A 21,603-nucleotide genomic window follows, 5' to 3' on the forward strand; every position below is an offset into this window, starting at 1 on the left:
GTAGAGTGCTAATTTTTATAAAATTTAACGGAGTTGATAAAAATGCAGACAAAGGAATTCAAGGCCGAGTCTAAAAGATTACTTGACCTGATGATCAATTCGATTTATACACATAAGGAAATTTTTCTGAGGGAGCTTATATCTAATGCCAGCGACGCTATTGATAAGCTTTATTTCAGGTCGCTTACAGACGATAAGGTGGGCGTGAAAAAGGATGAATTTGAAATAAAAATAAGCGTTGACAAGGATTCAAGAACAATCGTTATATCCGATAACGGTATAGGAATGACGGCCGAGGAGCTTGAAAACAATCTTGGTACAATTGCAAACAGCGGATCTTTCAAATTCAAAAACGAGAATAAGCTGGAAGAGGACGTTGATATTATCGGACAGTTCGGCGTCGGTTTTTATTCTGCGTTTATGGTTGCTAAGGAGGTAACGGTTAGAACAAAGGCATACGGCGGCGACAAGGCTTACGAATGGATTTCTGAGGGCGCTGACGGCTATCAGATAGGCGAATGCGATAAGGATACAGTCGGAACAGAAATAACGCTGAAGCTCAAAGACGATACGGACGATGAGAAATACAGCGAGTTTCTGGAGCAATACAGAATTCAGTCGCTTGTCAAAAAGTATTCGGATTATATAAGATTTCCAATAAAGATGGATATGTCAAAGAGCAGGCTGAAAGAGGGTACTGAAAACGAATATGAGGATTATATCGAAACTGAAACTTTAAACAGCATGGTTCCTATTTGGCGCAAAAATAAAAGCGAGCTAAAGGACGAGGATTATAATTCGTTTTATAAAGAAAAATTTTTCGATTATACAGATCCTCTTCTTCATATCCATACTAAAACAGAGGGAACGGCGACATATAACGCGCTTCTTTATATACCCTCCAAGGCGCCTTACGATTATTACTCAAAGGATTATGAAAAGGGACTTCAGCTTTATTCAAGCGGAGTGCTGATTATGGATAAATGTGCCGATCTGCTGCCTGATCATTTCAGCTTTGTAAAGGGACTTGTTGATTCGGAGGATCTGTCTCTCAATATATCCAGAGAGATGCTCCAGCACGACAGACAGCTCAAGCTTATAGCAAAGAGTCTTGAAAGAACTATTAAGAACGAGCTTATAAAGCTTTTGAAGAATGACCGTGAAAAGTATGAGGAATTTTATAAGGCGTTCGGCTTACAGCTTAAATTCGGAGTTTATAATAATTACGGCATGGACAAGGATTCTGTTAAGGATCTGATTATGTTTTATTCTTCCGGCGAAAAGAAGCTGGTGACGCTTGATGAGTACGTTGACAGAATGAAGGAGGATCAGAAATATATATATTATGCTTGCGGAGAGTCTGTTGCAAGAATAGATTCGCTTCCTCAGACAGAGCTTGTAAAGGACAAGGGCTTTGAAATTCTGTATTTTACAGATAACGTTGACGAATTTGCAATCAAAATGCTTATGAACTTTAAGGAAAAGGAATTCAAGTCCGTTTCAGCGGGCGACCTGGATATTGATACGCCTGAAGAAAAGGAAGAAATCAAGGCTAAGGAAGAGGACGCAAAGGAGCTTTTCAAATTCATGGAGGAGAAGCTGGTTGGCAAGGTTAAGACGGTGCGGCTTTCTAAGCGTCTGAAAACTCATCCCGTATGCCTGACAAGCGACGGCGAGCTTTCAGTTGAAATGGAAAAGGTTTTAAACGCTATGCCTAACGATCAGAAGGTTAAAGCTGATAAGGTTCTTGAAATAAACCCTGAGCATCAGGTTTTTGAAACGCTTAAAAACATTTACGGAAAAGACAATGATAGGCTGGAAAAATATTGCAGACTGCTTTATAATCAGGCTCTTATGATTGAGGGACTACCGGTTGAGGATCCTGTTGAATTTTCTAATTTGGTATGTGAGCTTATGGTATAATTTAAACAGAATAATATAAGAAGGGACGCTTTATAAAACAGCGTCCCTTCTTATATTAAAAAAACCGCGGACATTTTAATGCCGCGGTTTCTTTTTTACTGATTGAATATTTCTTTGAATTTATCGAAAAACGACTGTCTTTTAGTATAGTGTTTATCAGTGGAGCTTTCACTCATCGTTTTTTCATAGTTTTTAAGGGCTTCCTTCTGCTTTTTATTGAGGTTTTTCGGAACCTCGATATTGACCTTTACATATTGATCCCCTCTGTCTGAACGTCTTAGCTTTTTGACGCCTTTGCCTTTCAAACGGAAAACCGTTCCGGTTTGAGTACCCTCCGCAATAGTGTATTTAACCTTTCCGTCAATAGTAGGCACCGTTATTTCATCGCCCAGTACCGCTTGTGTGTAAGTAATAGGTATTTCACAGTGTACGTCGTATCCGTCCCTTACGAAAATCGGATGAGGTCTTACTGAAATAACCACGTTAAGATCTCCGGAAGGTCCGCCGTTCAAGCCGCTGTCGCCCTGTCCTCCAACGCGAAGTATCTGTCCGTCGTCAATACCGGCGGGAATCTCAACGCTGATATTCTTTTCCACGCGGATTCTTGCCGTTCCTCCGCACCTTGAGCACGGAGAGCCTATAATCTTTCCTTTACCTCCGCATTTTGTGCAAGTTCTTGTATTTGTGATTCTGCCGAACGGAGTAGCCTGTGTTATGTTGACGGTTCCGCTTCCGTTACATTCGGGACAGGTCTGAGGGGATGTTCCTTTTTTTGCGCCGGTGCCCCCGCATTCCGAGCATTGTTCCATGTGATTGATCTTTATATCCTGCTTTTTGCCGGTGCAGGCCTCCATAAAGCTTATATTGATGTTAGCGGTTATATCTCCGCCTCTTCTTGGAGCGTTTACGCTTGAACGTCCTGATCTTCTCGCGGAGCCGCCGCCGAATATACCGCCGAATATATCCTCAAAGATATCGCCCATATCTCCAAATCCGCCGCCGTTGAATCCGCCTGTAAAGCCTCCGCCTCCATAATTAGGATCAACTCCGGCATGACCGAACTGATCGTATTTCTGTCTTTTTTCCGGATCGGATAGTATTTCGTACGCTTTATTTATTTCCTTGAATTTTTCTTCGCATTCCTTATCGTCCGGATGCAGGTCGGGGTGGTATTGCCTTGCCATTTTTTTAAAGGCTTTTTTTATTTCATCGTCTGATGCTCCCTTTTTTAACCCCAGCACCTCGTAATAATCTCTTTCATCAGCCATTCTGACCACACCTTTCCGGCCTTCTTAAAAGCCCATGGGTAAATTCTTATCATGATACGACCGAAACCGTATCAGTATTGCCGGAATACCAGCCATAATCCGGCGTTAGTTAATGTCCTCAATATACAGCTTTCGGGCGGACATTTTTTATCCGCCCTGAAAGTATTTGTTTCAATAAATTTATGCTTCTGTATAATCAGCGTCAACTACTCCGTCGTCGCCTGAATTGTTTTCTGCCGCAGCGCCTGCCGCCTGCTGGGCAGCCGCCTGTTCTTCAGGACTTGCATTCTGATAAACCTTTGCGGCAAGTTCACCGAACGCCTTCTGGAGCTCCTCTGTCTTTGCCTTTATATCGGCGGTGTCGCTGCCCTTCAGGGCTTCCTTAAGCGCTTCGCACTTAGCTTCTATAGGCGCCTTTTCTTCGGAAGTAACCTTGTCGCCGAAATCCTTAAGCGCCTTTTCGCACTGGAATACATAATTTTCAGCGTTGTTCTTCGTATCTACTTCTTCTCTCTTCTTTTTATCTTCCTCGGCGAACATTTCGGCGTCTCTGACAGCCTTGTCAATATCGTCCTTAGACATGTTTGTAGAAGAGGTAATAGTAATGTTCTGCTCTTTTCCGGTACCCTTATCCTTAGCCGAAACATGAACGATACCGTTTGCGTCAATATCAAAAGTAACCTCGATCTGCGGGATTCCCCTCGGAGCCGGAGCTATACCGTCAAGACGGAAGGTACCTAAAAGCTTATTGTCCTTTGCGAATTCACGTTCGCCCTGCAGTACGTTAATGTCAACAGCGGTCTGGTTATCTGCATAGGTTGAGAAAACCTGAGTCTGCTTTGTAGGAATAGTCGTATTTCTCTTGATCATAGGAGTACTTACGCCGCCTGCCGTTTCGATTCCGAGTGTAAGCGGTGTAACGTCCAGAAGAAGAAGCCCCTCTTTAACGTCGCCTCCGAGAACGCCGCCCTGATAAGCCGCGCCGAGAGCTACGCATTCGTCAGGATTTATTCCCTTAAACGGTTCCTTGCCCATATAATTCTTAACAGCGTCCTGTACAGCCGGAATTCTTGAAGAACCGCCGACCATAAGAACCTTATGCAGCTCGCTGGCTGATAGTCCGCTGTCAGAGAGAGCCTGCTTTACCGGTCCCATTGTAGCCTGAACAAGATCAGCGGTCAGCTCATTGAATTTAGCCTGCGTCAAAGTCAGGTCAAGATGCTTTGGACCTGTTGCGTCGGCTGTAATAAACGGTAGATTAATCTGTGAGGTAGGAGTAGACGAAAGCTCTATTTTAGCCTTTTCTGCCGCTTCCTTCAATCTCTGCATAGCCATTTTATCGTTTGAAAGATCTATTCCCTCAGCCTTCTTAAATTCTGAGGTCATCCAATCTATAATTCTCTGGTCGAAATCGTCGCCGCCGAGGTGGTTGTTTCCGGCAGTTGCAAGTACTTCCGTTACGCCGTCTCCCATTTCAATGATAGATACGTCGAATGTACCGCCGCCGAGGTCGTAAACCATTATCTTCTGATCCTCTTCCTTGTCTATTCCATAGGAAAGAGCCGCTGCGGTAGGCTCGTTAATAATTCTCTTAACGGTAAGACCGGCAATCTGACCGGCGTCTTTAGTAGCCTGACGCTGGGAGTCCGTAAAATATGCGGGAACGGTTATAACGGCCTCCGTTACTTTTTCGCCAAGATAAGCCTCGGCGTCAGATTTAAGCTTCTGAAGTATCATAGCCGAAATTTCCTGAGGCGTGTATGATTTGCCGTCAATATCAACCTTATGGTCAGAACCCATATGGCGTTTGATTGAGATGACTGTTTTTTCCGGGTTTGTTACAGCCTGACGCTTTGCTACCTGACCTATAAGTCTTTCACCTGTTTTTGAGAACGCTACTACCGACGGAGTAGTTCTTGCACCTTCGGAATTAGGGATTACAACGGCGTTTCCGCCTTCCATTACAGCTACGCATGAATTTGTAGTGCCTAAGTCAATACCTATAATTTTTCCCATAATAAATCTTCCTTTCTGTATACCCTTTAATCAGTTTGCAACCGCCACAACCGCATGACGGATAACCTTGTCGTTAAGCATGTAGCCCTTTTGGAAAACCTCGCATACTATGTTGTCGCCGAAGTTTTCGTCCTCTGTCTGTTTGATAGCGTTGTGAAGATTAGGATTGAATTCATTCCCAAGCGCCTCCATTTCCTTAACTCCTATTTTATCAAGAGATTCTATAAACTGATTATAGATCATTTTCATGCCGTTTTTAAAGGATTCGTCCGTACATTCGGCTTCAATGGCTCTTTCAAAGCTGTCAAGCACCGGCAGAAATTCCGCCACGCATTTTATTGTCGAATCGCTGAATATCTCAAGCTTTTCCTTTGACGTGCGCTTTCTGTAGTTGTCGTATTCAGCGCAAAGACGTAGATATTTGTCGTCGCATTCGCCGAGCTTTTTTTCATTTTCCTCGATTTTTTCCTTAAGCTCTTCTATTTCCTGTTTCATTTTTTCGGCGTCTCCGGAGCCGACCGGTATATCTATTTCCATATCCTTAGCCGGTTCCTTTTTATTTTTATCCTTATGCTTTTCTTCACTCATCTTCGTCTTCCTTTCCGTCGGTTTCCGTATCCTCTGAAATAAGATCGGAAATTTTCTGTGTAAAATATTCTATATAAGGTATTATCTTTGCGTAATCAAGTCTCATTGGACCTATAACGCCGAGAGCTCCGGCTGTTTTGTCGCCCTTCTGATAATTGGACACTATCATGCTTGAATTGCCTATTACAAATCCGTCACTTTCCTGGCTGAACATAACGTGTATTCCGTTGAATGATTCATTAAGCAAACTTTCAAGTTCCTCATGATGGTCCATAAACTTTACAATTTCCATTGTGTTAAGCTCGTCGCAGGAAAGAAGGTTTTTTGTTCCGCTAACCGTCAGTTCCTTATGGAGAAGATCTTTTGAAAGCTCGTATATTCCCTCAACCAGAGGGGACAGCGTCAGCATGTAGGTTCCGAGCGCTTCGACAAGCTTTGCAAGCATTTCGTCAGAAAGCTCTGAAACTGAAACCCCCATAAGATTTTCTTCAATGTAATTCGTCAGAAACTCAAGCTGTTCATTTGTAAGATCAAATTCAAGCCTGCATGCCTTGTTTTTAATGCTTCCGTTGGAGGTTATCAATAAAATGACATATAGTCTTTTTCCGGTGGGTATTATTTCCACCTTAGAAATCACTGAAAACTTAGGAGCGGAATTTGCGGCGACCGCCGCGCATTTTGTAAGCTCTGCAAGAGCAGTCGTAGCGCTTTCGATTATCAGTTCCTCGGTCAAAGCGCCCTTTTCCTCAAGCATGCAGTCCAGACGCCTTTTTTCGTCCTCCGGGAGCGAATTGCATTTCATTATTTTGTCGATATAAAGCCTGTAGCCGCTGAACGTTGGGATACGGCCTGCCGACGTATGCGGCTGTTCAAGATATCCCATCTGTTCCAACACTGCCATATCGTTTCTTACTGTTGCAGCAGAAACTGTAATATCCGGAAGTGATGCTATCGCTTTTGAACCTACCGGTTCTCCCGTCATAACATACTCGTCAATGACAGCGGCTAATATTTTAAGCTTTCTGTCATCCACTACTCCTTCCTCCTTTACTGCTGGCAGATGTTATTTATGAGTGTTAGCACTCAACGTCTATGAGTGCTAAATATAATTTATCACTATTATAGACGAAAGTCAAGAGAATTATTCATTTTTGTATAGTTAAACAAAACGCGGCTTAAAACAAGTATGTTTTATGAGCATTTTTACCTTTGCCTTATAATTCTTGCTTCTCCAGAATGAAGGGTTTCCTCATTGCCGTTGTCATATCTTACAATCAGACCGGCATTGTCGCTTATTCCTATTGCAGTCGCCATGCGTTCTGAATTGAATTTTGACACTGCAATCCGTTTTCCTAAAATAAACGAGCGTCTGCGGTATTCATTAAGAAAATTACGTTTTTCCATATTGGACATATATAAATCAATATTTTTAAGTATTTCTGCTATAAGACGGCATCTGTCGGGGATATTTCCGGTTTCGTCCTCGATTGAAGTGGCTATTTCTGAAAGCTGCTGCGAAAACGAATTTTTGACGCTTTTTAAATTTATACCGATTCCTGCAACCGCATAATCAAGTCTGCCGTTTTCAAAATTGAGCGACGCTTCCGTCAAAATGCCGCATATTTTTTTTTCTCCGAGAAAAAGATCGTTTACCCATTTTATCTTAACGTCCGTAGAGCAAACGCGGTCAATCGCTTCTGCCGTTGCTACGGCAATGCATGAGGTTATAAGCTGGCTTGATTCCATGTCTGTTTGCGGACGCAGCACTACGCTCATATAAATACTTCCGCCTGACGGCGAGTAGAAGCTTCTTCCCATTCTTCCCTTTCCGGCAGTTTGAGTTTCTGCTGTTACGAGAGCGCCGTTCTCCGCGCCGGAGGCGGCGAGGTATTTTGCATAATTATTGGTTGAATCTATTGAATCGAAAATAAAAATTTTTCGGTTATCTCCTTTAGGAAGATATTTTCTTATAACGGTTTCATTTAATACGGAAACGCTTGAATTCAGAAAATATCCTCTGTTTGGGACTGCCTTTATATCAAATCCTTCCGCCTGAAGAGCCTTGACTGATTTCCATACCGCGTTTCTCGAAACTCCGAGCTTTTCAGCAAGCTCTCCTCCTGAAAGGTGATCTTTACAGTCGAGCAGAGCTAAAAGTACGTTATTCTTAGTTGTCATATAAAAATCTCCGTTTCTTGTTTTTGCGCGCTTTAAGTAATGCGCACCGATTTGTTTTTTCCGCATACATTAATATAGCACAAAAAAATAAGAATAACAAGTATGTCATAAAATGAAAGGAGCGGCAATGGACGTACATAGTTTAATACAGGATCTGATGCTTGTATCAGCCGTTTCGGTAGACGCGCTGATAGCGGCCTTTTCTTACGGAGCCGGAAGGATCAGGATTCCGGCGTATTCCGCGTTTATTATAAGCTTTATATGCTCGCTTATTCTAACTGCTTCAATAATACTTTCCTCTCTTCTCGGAGGAATGATACCCGATAGGCTTTGCAGTGCGGCGGGCGCGGGGCTGCTTACCGTTATGGGGACCGTTTCGCTTTTTCAGAATATGCTTAAAAACGCCCTTCGCAAGCGTCAGGGGGAGGGAGGGCTGAAATTTAGTTTTTTCAATATAGACTTTGTAATTTGCGTTTATCTCGACGAAACTAAAGCGGACTGCGACAGTTCCAAAACGCTGTCCGCTAAGGAGGCGGTAACACTGGCTTTAGCCCTTTCGGCAGACTCCCTTGCAAGCGGCTTCGGAGCCGGACTTGGCGGCGCCAATATAATAAGAATAGCCCTGATAAGCCTTGCTGTGGGATTGGCTTCTATTGTGGCAGGCAGTTTTTTCGGTCAGAAGGCGGCCTGCAAAAAGCCGCGTCTTTCGTGGCTTTCCGGCGCTATACTTATAATACTGGGACTTTTTAAATATATTTATTAAGTAATAGTTCTTTATTTTGTTAAAATTCGATCTAAACTATTGTAAAATCGGCAGAAATATTGTATAATGTTAATTGCTTATGAAATCGGCGCAGATATGCCGAAATAAAATTCAGGAGGATAAAAATGTCTGATTCATCAGAGATGAGGCTTCGGGCGCAGAAGTCGGAAAGCGGCAGATTCAAGGGTTTTCTTATTTTTCTGCGCGACTGGGCTTTCAGAAACAAAATTTATTTTATCGCATTTTTTATACCGGTCGTAATAATGTACGCCGCATACGTTATATTTAGAGTTTATCCTTTCGGCGATCAGTCGGTTCTGGTGCTTGATTTAAACGGTCAGTATGTATATTATTTTGAAGCCCTGAGAGACGCCTTTTGGAGCGGCGACAAAAGTATTTTATATAATTGGTCCAGAAATCTCTCCGGAGGATTCGCAGGCGTCATAGGATATTATCTCGCAAGTCCCTTCACTCTTATAGTTATGCTTCTGCCAAGGACTATGCTTTTGGGCAGCCTTATGATAATGCAGCTTGTTAAGCTCGGGTCTGCGGCGGTTACCTTCTGTTATTTTATGCAGAAGTCAAAAAAGCTTTCTCCGCTGCATTCTCTGGTGTTTTCATCACTTTATTCCCTCTGCGCTTATGCGGTTATACAGCTTATTGATCCTATGTGGATAGACGGATTGATTTTTCTTCCCCTTATAATTCTCGGTGTGGAATATCTCGTTGATGACGGAAGAAAAATAAATTTTATTATTCCGCTTGCCATAATGCTTGTAGCCAACTTTTATATCGGATATATGATATGTATTTTTACGTTTTTGTATTATCTGTATTACACTATATTCGGATGCGCCAATGCAGGCAAAAAAAATCGCCTATATGAAATCTGGCAGTCGTTTCTGAGGTTTGCTCTGTCCGCAGTTGTAGCGCTTGCATGTGCAGCGTTTATGCTTTTGCCCGTTTATAATGCTTTAAAGCTTGGTAAATTTGATTTTACCCAGCCTGATTTCAGTTATGCCACTCAGTTTTCGCCGCTGGATTTCTTCCCGCAGCTTATGGCGGCTCAGTATGATTCCGTTAACGTACAGGGGCTTCCGGAAATTTACTGCGGTCTTCTTACAGTTGTTCTTGTTCCGCTTTTCTTTTTGAACAAGGAAATAAAAACTTTAAAAAAGGCAGGCTATGCGCTGCTTGCGGGCGTTCTGTTCTTCTGTATGTATATAAGACCTGTAGATATGGTTTGGCATGGCTTCCAGATGCCTAACTGGCTTCCGTTCAGGTATTCGTTTACGTTTTCGTTTGTGCTGCTCTGTATGGCGGCAGAGACCTTTAAAAGCTTAAAGGGTATAAAGCTTACGGCTATAGGCGGTACCCTTGCCGGAATAACAGCTTTTCTGCTGATAACCGAATCGAGAAATATAGAGCATATAGCTTCGAGGGATATTTGGATATGTATCGCGCTGTCGGCGGTTTACTGCGCTTTCATTTTCATAGCAAGAAAAAAGGAAAAGGCGCTTGCGGTTGCAGTGCCTGTAATGATACTTGCCGTGTCCGGAGGCGAGCTTTTGTATAACTGCGTCGACACGTTAAAAGCCGAGGACAAGGAAATAAGTTATTCCGAACGTTCCACATGGTATAATTTTATCGACAACGGAAGAGAGGTTACTCAGAAGCTTTATGATTATGACGATAGCTTCTACCGTGCGGAAAAAACCTTTCACAGAATGATTAACGACAACGCGGCTTTAGGACTCAGAGGCGTCAGTCATTCAAGCTCTGTAATGAACGCTAAGCTTCTTAAATTCCTGGAGGCGATGGGATATTCCACAAGTACGTACTATTCAAGATACGACGGAGCTACCCCTATAACGGATTCCCTGCTTGGCATAAAATATGCAATGGACAGAAATAATAAGGCTGACGTTGGAACTGAAAACTATAAGCGGTTGGTTAATTCAGCATATAATCAGGTGTTTTCCTATGAGTATACTGATGAAAGCGATAAGGAAAGAATAATTGATGTTTATGAAAATCCATATGCTCTTTCAATCGGATATATGGCGGACGAATCAATAACGAATATTCAAAGGTTCGGAAATGATAATACTTTCAACAGCCAGAATATATTGCTCAGTACCTTATCAGGAAATACGGATATTGATCTGACGACCGGACAGTTCAATTCATTCAATGAATATTTTAAGAGGATAGAAGTCAATCCGGAAGATTTTGTTCTTAATAATGTAACGACTTCTCCTTACGGAAATCAGACGATGTATACGGCGGCTGAAAGCGGCGATCCTACTGTGGATATGTTTATAACGGTACCGTCTGATAAGCCTATTTATATATTTTTTAAGACTGAAAATCAGAAAGCTGTAAACTTGTGGTTAAGTCAAACACAGGATGAAAACGGAATGTATACAGATCATGAATTTGTCGGCACCTATTTTGAAAATCATGATTATCATACTCTTGAGCTTGGAACCTTCGAGCCCGGATCCGTTATAAATCTACGTATGACTGTAGCAAATGAGTATACAATAGTAAAGGACTTTTTCTTTTATGAATTTGACGAGGAGCTTTTCGCCGATTCTATAAATACCTTGAAGCAGAATCAGTGGAATATTACAGAGGCCGGCGGCCGACGGATTGAAGGAACAATTACAGCCGGCGAAGGTCAGATAATGATGACAAGCATTCCTTATGAGCCGGGCTGGACGGTTAAGGTCGACGGCAAGAAAACCGAATATATTGAGGTTGCCGAGGCTCTTATAGGAATTAAGCTTGCACCGGGCGAGCATACCGTGGTTATGACTTATACTCCGCCGGGATTAACTTTCGGAATAATAACTTTGATAATCGGAATCGTATGTATTGTATTTATTTACAGATATGACAAAAGAAACAATAAAATTCTGATTGCAAGGTACCGTTCACAGGATATGGCTGAAACAAAGAGTAAAAAATCCGGAAATAAAAAGAAAAAATAATAAATAAGGGGGCGCTAAAAAGCGTTCCCTATTTTAAATTTAAACAAGGAATTTGCAGACTGCCGTTATACGGCGGAGGAAGGGAGAGAAAACCGATGTCTGAAAAAGCTATGACAATTGTTTATGAGGTCGGTAACAGCCTCTATGTTAATTTAACCAATAAATGTCCCTGTAGCTGTACATTCTGCATAAGGCAGAACGGCGACGGCGCTTATGGCTCTGACAGTCTTTGGCTTGAGCATGAGCCTTCGGCGGAAGAGATTAAAGACGCGCTGAAAAAGGCGGGTTTTAAGAAGTATAATGAAATAATATTCTGCGGATACGGAGAGCCTACCGAGCGTATAGACATTCTTGTTCTTACGGCGGAATTTATAAAGAAAAACGGAGGTCCTCCTGTAAGACTGAATACAAACGGCTTGTCAGATCTTATCAATAAAAAGCCTACGGCTCATATGCTGGAGGGAAGGGTGGATACGGTTTCTATAAGTTTAAACGCAGGCACCATGGAAGAGTATATAAAGGTGACAAGACCGTCTTTTGGAGAAGAAGCGTTTTACGCAATGCAGGAATTTGCTTCTGAATGTAAGAAGTATGTTGATAATGTCGTTTTTACTGTTGTTGACGTTATAGGCGAAGAAGAATTAAACGCGTCCCGTATGCTGGCTGACAAGCTGGGAATTAGGCTTAGAATAAGAAAATATGAAAGCTGATAAATAAAAAGGAACGCATTAAAAGCGAAGCAGTCAATAGTTAGTATACTACTTCACTTTAAAAGCGCTCCTTTTTATTTATTTCCTAAGGCGCTGATTCCTTAAAACCGTATTGATGAAATAATCAAGCTTTCCCTTGTTTCTTTCATTTATTCTGTTGAATTTCTCAAGAAAATCTTTTTCATCTTCTGATAGGTTATTCTTTCCTGATTTTAAATTTGTCAGACCGGCTATGTAGTCGATGGAAACATTATAATACTCCGCAAGATTAATTACCATATGAAATGGAATTTCTCTTTTGCCGGATTCATATCTCTGATATTGAACCTGGCTGGTATTTAAATATGATGCAATTTCCTTCTGAGTTTTATCTGCATCCTCGCGTAAATCTCGTAATCTTTGATAAAAAAACATAACTTCTCACTCCTAAAATTGTCATATTTTTAATATTATATAGCAAACTATATGGTTATATTTGACATTCTAACCGAATGGTGTTATAATTCAATATACAAACACCGAATAGTTATTAGAACTTTTCGGCTTATTTCAAATCGCTCCGGTAAGCTCCTGAATTATATCATCATCAAAAATTAAGACTTCCCCAAAAGGTTTTGATTTGATTTATCGGAGCGATTTGAAAAAGGCTGAATTAATTTATGCGGATACTTTTTTAGTATCCGCATAATTGTTTTTATACAGTAAATCCTTTTGCTCTCAGACCGTCAATGGCGTCGCCAAGTACTGCGGCATTAGTGCTTGATACCGAATGAAGCAGATATATTCCTCCGCCGTGAGCGGAAGATACTATCCGTTCCAAGGCCTGTGACGGATCCGGCTGATCGTCAGTTTTCCAATCGACGTAAGCAAAGCTCCACATCAGAGTTTTATATCCCAATTCGCTTGTTAGAGCAAGGGACTGTTCCGAAAATTCACCGCAGGGAGGACGCAGGTACTGCATTTCATACCCGTATTTTTCCGCAACAAAATCATGAAGACTCATAATTTCTTCTTTGAGAGATTCAGATGAAAGATCCGGCATCGAGGCATGCGACATGCCGTGGTTGCCTAATATATGTCCTTCATCGACCATTCTCCTTACTAAATCCTCTTCCTTTTTAGCGTAATCTCCGGTTAGGAAAAATATTGCTTTCACATTCTTTTCCTTTAAAACGTCAAGAATCGGAGCAGTGTAGCCGTTTTCATAGCCCTGATCGAACGTAAGGATTATACGGTTTTCATCGTTTGTCAATGCATATGCGTCGTATTTTCCATATTGAGAATTGAAATCCACCGCGCCTAACGGACAGTTTTTGCAGTCAGTTTCTTTCCCCTGGCCATAACCCGATTTATTATTGCTCATCGCCTGAGCTGCGGCTCCGGGCATGGTAAAGAGTATCATAGCGGCCGTCATAGCCGCGGCTATTTTTTGTTTTAATATCATCAGGTCACCTCGTACCGGAATTTATTTAATCCGGTGTAAATAGTATGCGACAGGTTCTTTTTCATATGCAAGGTAAGCTTTTCAAAAAAGCGTGGAATAAATAAGAAAAAATAAAGGGACGTTTTAGACGTCCCTTTTATTTTTATAATTTGCTTAGCCGCAGCAGTTTGAACGGCGTACAAAAGAGTTGCAGTCTGTACATTCAGGAACAGTAGGATCAGCCTCGTGAGTTCCAACCTTGATAGCGTCCAGAGAGCAGTAATCTTCAGTCCGCATATTGTGCTCGCACTGCTTGACTGTACAGTGGATGTTTGAATTCTTCTTCTTTGATTCCATGTTAAATCACCTTTTTCATAAAGTTTAATTCTCAATCCATTAAGAGAACAATATTATTATGTACAGAAAATTTTTAAAAATTCATAAAAAACAGCGCATGTAAAAAATTAAGGCGTATATTTAAATCCGTGTTAAAACAACCGATAAAAATAATATGTATATAATTACAATTTATATACAAATAAACAAAAATTAAATTTTTATATTGACTTTATAAAATTAATTTGTTAATATGATATTATTCAGATTATATTCTGGATTTATTTAATATTTTTAAGGGGGATATGAAATGTCAGATTTAAATGAAAATCAGACAAACGAGCAGGTTCAGACTGCAGAAGTTTCTCAAAGCAATTCCGCAGAGTCTGCTTCCGCTTCGCCGGATCAAGCGTCGTTCGCCGGCGCCGAGCTTGTAGGAGGGGTTGAGCCGGCTAAGAAAAAACCTGTATTTTTGATTATAGCTATAATAGTGGTGATATTGGCGGCAGGCAGCGCTGCGGCATATAACTTTATACCATGGGTAAAAAATAATGTAAAAATGCTTTTAAATAGTCCCGAAGACTACTATGCTTGGGTTGAACAGGAAAACATTGAAAACGCTGCCGATAAGTTTTCTGAAGCTTACGGTAAAATGCTTGGTTCGTCTGCAACTTCAGAGGAATTTGAGTTTAAAGCGGATTTGGATTCTGCAAATGTCGGCGCGCTGATCGAGGAACTGACCGGTTCTCCGCTTTCTGAAAGCGGTATTGTTCTTCCGTCGAGCGTAGCAATAAAAAGCGGCGCTGATATTGATGAAAACGGAAATATCAAATCATCGTTAGTTTTTAATTCTGATGATAAAACACTTGCTACAATGAATTTATATATGATGGACGGAGTTTATTATTATCAGATTCCGGAGCTATCGCCTTCTTACATATCCATGGATCTTGATACAGTTATGGAAGAAATGTATAGCGATATGGGAGTTGAGGAAGCGGCTTTTATAGAATCATATATGGATGCATTAATGTCCATATCTACTGATCCTGAGTCTCTTAAAGAAATGCTCTCTGAAAAAGAGCTTAACGAGCTTATGGTAAAATATTTTACGATTGTTTTCGAGAATATTGACGACGTAGAGCTTGACAAAAGCATTGAATGCGAAGTAAACGGAGTTGAAACTACATATAATAAGCTTGAAGCAAATATTGATCAGGGAACCGTTTTCAGTATTGTCAAGGACGTTTTGAAAGAGGCTAAAAAGGATAAAACTCTTATTAAGCTAGTTGAAAAGTTCGGTTTAACTGAAGACGATTATACAGCGGCTGTCGATAGTCTGCTTTCGCAAATCGGAACAGTTAGCGTCAGCGGCGGAGATACTGTTTTAAAAATGTACGTTTACGTTGATTCCAACGGAAAAATCTGCGGACGTGAATTTGTTGTTCCTGATGAAGAAAATATCGATATCGGTTATATGACTGCAAAGGACGGTTCTGACAGTTCTTTTGACATTAAGCTTTTAGCAAATGACGAAGGTTTTCAGATCGTCGGAAATTGTGAAGAAAAATCCGGTAAGGAAAGCGGCAGCGCTAAGGTTATGTTTGCGGGATCGGGCGATAATATTGAATTTGCGATTAATTACAGCGATTTAGAAACTATTAATGAAGATAAAGGATATTTAAAGGGAGACGTTTCAGTTGACCTGACATCGTTAAACGGTCCGGTTATTACTGTAAACCTTGACTCGGACGGAAAGAGCCAAACAATTAAATCAGACATCACTGTCGACGGCAAAAATTACGGAACATTGTCGCTGACCTCTAAGGAAGAGCTTACCGTGGATATTCCGGAATTTGATTCTTCTCAGCAGGTTTATCAGTATTCAGAGGATGGCGCACAGCTTGAGCAGTATATATCAAATGCAGATCTTGAAACCTTTATTAATAATATAGGCTCTGCCTTTGGAGTTGACGGTTTGGGAGCGTTAATGAGTGCGGCTATGTCTGATCAGAGCGGAGATGTTACAGGCGGATATACCGGAAGCGGCATAACAGACGGATCTGCCGGAGACATTACCTCAGGCTCAACGACCGGCGTCAGCGGAGATGTTACTTATGATTTTTCAAAGCTTGATATAAAGGTAAACGGACAGAGCGTCAAGCTTCCTGCCAAAATTGACGGACTTATAGATCAGGTTACAATTGATAAGGAAAAGGTTGAAGCCGGATATCTTGAAAGCTTTTATAATGATGATTATTCATTTGGATTAACTGTTGCTAATGAATCTGATACGGACGCGGCTCCGAAGGACTGCCTGATTTCAGGTATTGATGTTTCCGAGGGCTCGCCGGTTTCGGTTACAATCGACGGTTTTGCTGTCGGAGGCAACGTTGCGGATTTGGCGAATAAATACGGCGTAAAGCTACAGGATGCTAATAACGGATACTTCACCATTTATGATATATCATCTGAATGGAACGAAATGGTAGTTTATTATTACGATGGAAAAATTTATGAAATAAATATAGAGTTTATGGAGTTTTAACTTTTAAAAATTAAACTGAAACGGTTGGATATAATTTCCAGCCGTTTTTGTTTATTTAAAACAACAATATTATTAAAACCCGTTGACATGAAAAATTCTATATGATATAATATGATTGTTAATAAATTAACAATACGGATCTAATATAAAAACGGAGGTTTAAGATAATGAATATTTTTGTTTGCGTCGGAAGCTCGTGTCATCTGAGAGGATCCGCAAAAATAGTAGAACTTATAAAAGATGCGGTAAAGGAAAATAACCTTGAGGATAAAATAAAGCTTTCCGGAGCTTTTTGTTTGGGAAAATGTACAGAAGGGGTATCAATTAAAATTGACGATGAGATTATATGCGGCGTATCTCCGGACAATTTTGACGATATATTTAAAAAGCATGTTCTCGATAAGATATAAACGCCTGAAATACATATTGAAATGGAGCAGATTAAAATGATGGATTATTTGCAGCTTAAAAAGTTGAATTGTAAAAATTGCTATAAATGTATACGTCATTGTCCGGTTAAATCAATAAAATTTTCGGGAAATCAGGCGAATATAATAAATGATGAATGTATTCTCTGTGGAACATGCTTCGTAGTCTGTCCTCAGAACGCCAAGCAGATAAGAAACGACGTGTCAAGAGTCAGAGAGGCTATGTCGGGGGGAAAAAGAGTAGTTGCAAGCATAGCTCCGGCGTTTGCCGCAAATTATGAGGGAGTTACAATAGCCTCAATGCAGGACGCTTTGAAAAGACTGGGTTTTTATTTTGCGGAGGAAACGGCAGTCGGCGCGCAGCTTGTTACGTCTGAATATGAAAAATTAATACAGGAAGGCGGCCATAGCGTTATTATTTCTTCATGCTGCAATACTGTTAACACTCTTATACAGAAGTATTACCCCGGAGCGGTAAAATATCTGGCTGACGTTTTGTCGCCTATGCAGGCTCACTGTCAGAAGCTAAAGGACGAATATCCCGACTGTTATACCGTTTTTATAGGACCATGTATTTCTAAAAAAGAGGAAGCGGATAAATATAAGGGATTGGTCGATACTGTTCTGACCTTTGAGGAACTGACTGAATGGCTTAATGAAGAAGGAATCGAATTCAGACCGATGGAGGATACGGTCGAAAAGGGGCTGACAAGGCTTTACCCGACAAGCGGAGGAATACTTCGTACAATGTCGAGGAACAGTGAAAGATATAGTTATTTATCGGTTGACGGCACAGATAACTGTATTGCGGCTATCAAAGATGTAATTGACGGAAAAATAAGCGATTGCTTTATAGAGATGTCCGCATGTGCCGGAAGCTGCATAGGGGGACCGGCAATGGATAAGGAACACAGACAGCCTGTGACTGATTTTGTTGCTGTTGACAAATATGCCGGGAAAGAAAGGTTTAAAACACCTGAGGTTGACAGTGCGAAGCTTAAAAAGGAGTTCAAGGGAGAAATTCTGCACAGGGCAATGCCGAGCAGCAGGATTATTGAGGAAATTTTGCATAAAATGGGAAAAACCTCTCCTGATCAGGAGCTCAACTGCGGAAGCTGCGGATATGATACATGCCGTGAAAAAGCTATTGCGGTATATCAGAATAAGGCTGATTTTACTATGTGCCTGCCGTTTTTGAAGGAAAAGGCAGAGTCGTTTTCCGATAAAATAATAAGGAATACGCCGAACGGTATAATAGTTTTGAACGAGGAGCTTGAGGTACAGCAAATCAATAAGTCCGCGTGTGAAATAATGAACGTTAAAAACCCGTCTGATATTCTGAATTCGCCGGTAGTAAGAATACTTAATCCGCTTGAGTTTATTACCGTAATGGATACCGGAAGAAATATACACGATAAAAAGGTTTACCTTGCCGAATACGGTAAATATGTCGAGGAAACTATTATATATGATCCGGAATACCATATAGTCATGGGAATACTTAGAGACATAACCCAAGAGGAAAAGGATAAGGAAAAACGCGGTGAAATATGCAGTAATACGATCGAGATTACAGATAAGGTTATTGAAAAGCAGATGAGGACCGTTCAGGAAATCGCGTCGCTGCTGGGCGAAACTGTCGCAGAAACAAAGGTTGCGCTTACTAACTTAAAGGAGAGCCTGAGTGATGAATAATCTTTGCACCGATATAGGATACCGCAGTATCAATAAATACGGCGAACAGCTTTGCGGAGATCATGTTGAGGTTATAGAAAGGGGAGAGGATTATACCGTTCTTGTTCTTGCGGACGGTCTGGGAAGCGGCGTAAAGGCGAGTATACTATCAACTCTTACATCAAAAATCATTTCAACTATGATCGCCAATGAAATGAGTCTTGAGGACTGTGTTTCAACAATAGCCGCTACGCTGCCGGTATGCGAGGTCAGAAAGGTCGCTTATTCCACGTTTACAATAATGTGCGTTCGGAATAACAGTGAAGCGGAGCTGATACAGTATGATAACCCTCAGGTTATTTTACTCAGAAACGGCAGAAATTTTGATTATGAGAAAACCTCGTCTGAAACCGGCGGAAAAACGATATACACGTCAAAAATTCAGCTTTGTGAAAACGACGTATTTATAGCTATGAGCGACGGCGCAATCTTTGCGGGCGTAGGCAAATATATGAATTTCGGCTGGCAGAGAGAAAACATCATAGATTATATTGAAAAGCTGTATGAACCTAATTATACGGCAAAGGTTATTTCTACCCTGATACTTGACGAATGCAACAGGCTTTATGGAAACGAACCGGGCGACGATACAACGGTAGCGGCAATAAAGATAAGACCAAGAAAGCCGGTCAGTCTTCTTTTCGGACCGCCTGCCGATCCTAAGGACGTAAATAAAATGATGGCTCTTTTCTTTTCGAAGGAAGGCAAGCATATAGTCTGCGGAGGCACCACGTCCTCGCTGGCGGCTCAATATCTTGGTACAGAGGTAATTCCCGATATGGATTACCTTGATCCTGAAATACCTCCTATAGCAGAGATAAAGGGAGTGGATCTTTCAACTGAGGGAGTCATTACCATGACAAGAGTATTGGAATATGCAAAAAGTTATATCTCGGACAACGAATGCTATTACGACTGGAGTACTAAACGTGACGGAGCCTCAAAAATTTCCAGAATTATTTTTGAAGAGGCGACAGACATAAATTTTTATGTGGGAAGAGCTAAAAATCCCGCGCATCAGAATCCGAATCTGCCGATCAATTTCAGCATTAAAATGAGGATAGTGGAAGAGCTTTCGGAATGTCTGAAAAAAATGGGAAAACGGATCAATGTAAGTTATTTTTGATGGAGGTCAAGAGCAATGAGAAAGTTTGACACAAAGGTACAGTATCTGAAATATAAAATATTACGAGAAGTTACAAAGCATGCTTTTGCCGGAAATCTCATGGATTGCTATACCGATATTCCGGGAGTTATCGTTAAAGGCGACGAATCTACTATGAGGTGCTGCGTATACAAGGAAAGAGCTATAGTCACAGAGCGTATCAAGCTTGCGCTTGGAGGAGATAAATCGAATCCTAACGTTATCGAGGTTATAGATATAGCGTGCGACGAATGTCCTGTCAGCGGCTATAACGTGCTTCATGATCTTTGCAGAGGCTGTATAGCCCATCGCTGCGAGGATGTCTGTATGAAGGGCGCGATAGATTTCGATAAGGATCAGAAGGCGGTTATAAACAAGGATAAGTGCGTTGAGTGCGGAAGATGCTCGACTGTATGTCCTTACGGAGCGATCGTAAACAGAAAGCGTCCGTGTGAAAGAGCGTGTAAGGTAAACGCTATACATATGGGCAAGTCAAAATGCGCTGAAATTGACAATGATAAATGTATATCCTGCGGGGCTTGCGTATATCAGTGTCCTTTCGGAGCAGTTATGGACAAATCCTTTATTTTAGACGTTATAGAAATGATAAAGAATAAGGACAAAAACGACGATAAGCTTTATGCGGTAGTCGCACCGTCTATTTCAAGCCAGTTTTCATATGCTAAGCTTGGTCAGGTAGTTACAGGCATAAAGGAACTGGGCTTCCATACAGTGGTAGAAGCGGCGTTAGGAGCTGATATGGTAGCTTATGCGGAAGCTCAGGAGCTTGCTGAAAAGAAATTTCTGACCAGCTCTTGCTGTCCGGCGTTTGTTGATTATATTGAAAAACAATTTCCTGTAATGAAGGAGCATGTTTCTCATAATTTATCGCCTATGGCTACTATTGCAAAATATATCAAGGAAACAGATGAAAACGCAAAAATTGTTTTTATCGGACCTTGTACGGCTAAAAAAATGGAATTTCAGAAGGAAAGAGTAAAGCCTTATATCGACAGCGTTATAACCTTTGAAGAGCTTCAGGCGTTGTTTGACGGAAGGGAAATAGATATAACAAAGCTTGAAGAGGACGTGCTTGACAACGCTTCATATTACGGACGTATATTTGCAAGAAGCGGCGGTCTTGCGGACGCCGTAAGTCAGGCGCTTTCCGAGCATGGAATTGAGGACTTTAAATATGATCCCGTTTCATGCGATGGTATTGAAGCATGCAGAGTAGCCTTGCTTAAGGCTTCAAAAAATGTTTTGCCCAATAATTTTATTGAAGGAATGGCTTGCAGCGGCGGCTGTATAGGCGGCGCCGGTTGTCTTACGCACGGCGTTAAGGATAAGAATGAGGTTGATAAGTACGGAAGAGAGGCCATGGAAAAAACCATTACAAGCGCGATTAGTTTTACGCAATAATTTTATATAAAAAATGTGCGGAGATTCCGCATATTTTTTTTGAATTTTGAACATTGACAAAAAAAGCTGGAATTGTTATAATATAACGGTTAACAGTTAAACGTTTAACAGTAGGAGGCGATAAAA

17 protein-coding genes are annotated in these 21,603 nt (G+C 41.1%); 9 read left to right on the forward strand and 8 right to left on the reverse strand.

The genetic code is table 11. From position 1 onward, the window contains the following. Positions 1–42: 42 nt before the first annotated feature. Positions 43–1,923, forward strand: a complete 1,881-nt coding sequence (gene htpG, locus ACYQ0N_RS01400; protein WP_460161660.1) for a molecular chaperone HtpG — start codon at positions 43–45, stop codon at positions 1,921–1,923. A gap of 95 nt (positions 1,924–2,018) precedes the next feature. Here htpG and dnaJ read toward each other — a convergent pair whose 3' ends face one another. From dnaJ to ACYQ0N_RS01425, 5 genes are all read right to left on the reverse strand, one after another. After that, a complete protein-coding gene (gene dnaJ, locus ACYQ0N_RS01405) occupies positions 2,019–3,191 on the reverse strand; it encodes a molecular chaperone DnaJ (protein WP_177532337.1) in 1,173 nt (390 codons plus the stop codon). A gap of 180 nt (positions 3,192–3,371) precedes the next feature. Beyond that, positions 3,372–5,207 (reverse strand): molecular chaperone DnaK, encoded by a 1,836-nt coding sequence (gene dnaK, locus ACYQ0N_RS01410; RefSeq protein WP_460161661.1) that lies wholly within the window; start codon positions 5,205–5,207, stop codon positions 3,372–3,374. A 30-nt stretch (positions 5,208–5,237) separates the two neighbouring features. Beyond that, on the reverse strand, positions 5,238–5,795 hold the full coding sequence (gene grpE / locus ACYQ0N_RS01415) for a nucleotide exchange factor GrpE (RefSeq protein ID WP_177532339.1): 558 nt from the start codon (positions 5,793–5,795) through the stop codon (positions 5,238–5,240). Continuing rightward, a complete protein-coding gene (gene hrcA, locus ACYQ0N_RS01420; RefSeq protein WP_177532340.1) occupies positions 5,788–6,828 on the reverse strand; it encodes a heat-inducible transcriptional repressor HrcA in 1,041 nt (346 codons plus the stop codon). The genes grpE and hrcA overlap by 8 nt, the downstream gene beginning before the upstream one ends. 170 nt (positions 6,829–6,998) lie before the next feature. Beyond that, entirely contained in the window at positions 6,999–7,973 is a 975-nt protein-coding gene (locus tag ACYQ0N_RS01425; RefSeq protein WP_177532341.1) for a biotin--[acetyl-CoA-carboxylase] ligase, read from the reverse strand. A gap of 127 nt (positions 7,974–8,100) precedes the next feature. Between ACYQ0N_RS01425 and ACYQ0N_RS01430 the strand changes: the two genes are divergently transcribed. From ACYQ0N_RS01430 to ACYQ0N_RS01440, 3 genes are all read left to right on the forward strand, one after another. Further along, positions 8,101–8,736, forward strand: a complete 636-nt coding sequence (locus tag ACYQ0N_RS01430; protein ID WP_460161662.1) for a manganese efflux pump — start codon at positions 8,101–8,103, stop codon at positions 8,734–8,736. A 125-nt stretch (positions 8,737–8,861) separates the two neighbouring features. After that, entirely contained in the window at positions 8,862–11,732 is a 2,871-nt protein-coding gene (locus ACYQ0N_RS01435) for a YfhO family protein (RefSeq protein ID WP_177532343.1), read from the forward strand. A gap of 95 nt (positions 11,733–11,827) precedes the next feature. After that, positions 11,828–12,442, forward strand: coding sequence for a TIGR04100 family radical SAM protein (locus ACYQ0N_RS01440; protein WP_460161663.1), 615 nt, complete (start codon positions 11,828–11,830; stop codon positions 12,440–12,442). A 78-nt stretch (positions 12,443–12,520) separates the two neighbouring features. On the opposite strand, the gene ACYQ0N_RS01445 is transcribed toward ACYQ0N_RS01440, so the two are convergent. The 3 genes from ACYQ0N_RS01445 to ACYQ0N_RS01455 all read right to left on the reverse strand — a co-directional run bounded on the left by ACYQ0N_RS01445 (position 12,521) and on the right by ACYQ0N_RS01455 (position 14,222). Then, positions 12,521–12,856: a helix-turn-helix domain-containing protein gene (locus ACYQ0N_RS01445; protein ID WP_460161664.1), complete on the reverse strand. Its 336-nt coding sequence runs from the start codon at positions 12,854–12,856 to the stop codon at positions 12,521–12,523. A 280-nt stretch (positions 12,857–13,136) separates the two neighbouring features. Continuing rightward, positions 13,137–13,886, reverse strand: coding sequence for a polysaccharide deacetylase family protein (locus tag ACYQ0N_RS01450; protein ID WP_460161665.1), 750 nt, complete (start codon positions 13,884–13,886; stop codon positions 13,137–13,139). Between the two features lie 153 nt (positions 13,887–14,039). Continuing rightward, the gene (locus ACYQ0N_RS01455) at positions 14,040–14,222 is read right to left on the reverse strand and encodes a DUF1540 domain-containing protein (RefSeq protein WP_177532345.1); all 183 of its coding nucleotides are present in this window, start codon (positions 14,220–14,222) and stop codon (positions 14,040–14,042) included. A 289-nt stretch (positions 14,223–14,511) separates the two neighbouring features. Between ACYQ0N_RS01455 and ACYQ0N_RS01460 the strand changes: the two genes are divergently transcribed. The 5 genes from ACYQ0N_RS01460 (at position 14,512) to ACYQ0N_RS01480 (ending at position 21,477) form a co-directional block, all read left to right on the forward strand. Then, positions 14,512–16,749, forward strand: a complete 2,238-nt coding sequence (locus ACYQ0N_RS01460) for an AsmA family protein (protein WP_177532346.1) — start codon at positions 14,512–14,514, stop codon at positions 16,747–16,749. Between the two features lie 167 nt (positions 16,750–16,916). After that, positions 16,917–17,159: an NAD(P)H-dependent oxidoreductase subunit E gene (locus ACYQ0N_RS01465; RefSeq protein WP_460161666.1), complete on the forward strand. Its 243-nt coding sequence runs from the start codon at positions 16,917–16,919 to the stop codon at positions 17,157–17,159. A gap of 39 nt (positions 17,160–17,198) precedes the next feature. After that, a complete protein-coding gene (locus ACYQ0N_RS01470) occupies positions 17,199–18,872 on the forward strand; it encodes a [Fe-Fe] hydrogenase large subunit C-terminal domain-containing protein (RefSeq protein WP_460162158.1) in 1,674 nt (557 codons plus the stop codon). After that, a complete protein-coding gene (locus tag ACYQ0N_RS01475; protein ID WP_177532429.1) occupies positions 18,865–20,037 on the forward strand; it encodes a SpoIIE family protein phosphatase in 1,173 nt (390 codons plus the stop codon). Before ACYQ0N_RS01470 ends, ACYQ0N_RS01475 begins: the two co-directional genes overlap by 8 nt. 15 nt (positions 20,038–20,052) lie before the next feature. Further along, on the forward strand, positions 20,053–21,477 hold the full coding sequence (locus tag ACYQ0N_RS01480) for a 4Fe-4S dicluster domain-containing protein (protein WP_177532348.1): 1,425 nt from the start codon (positions 20,053–20,055) through the stop codon (positions 21,475–21,477). Positions 21,478–21,603 lie beyond the last annotated feature (126 nt).

This window comes from Ruminococcus sporogenes (assembly GCF_054655175.1).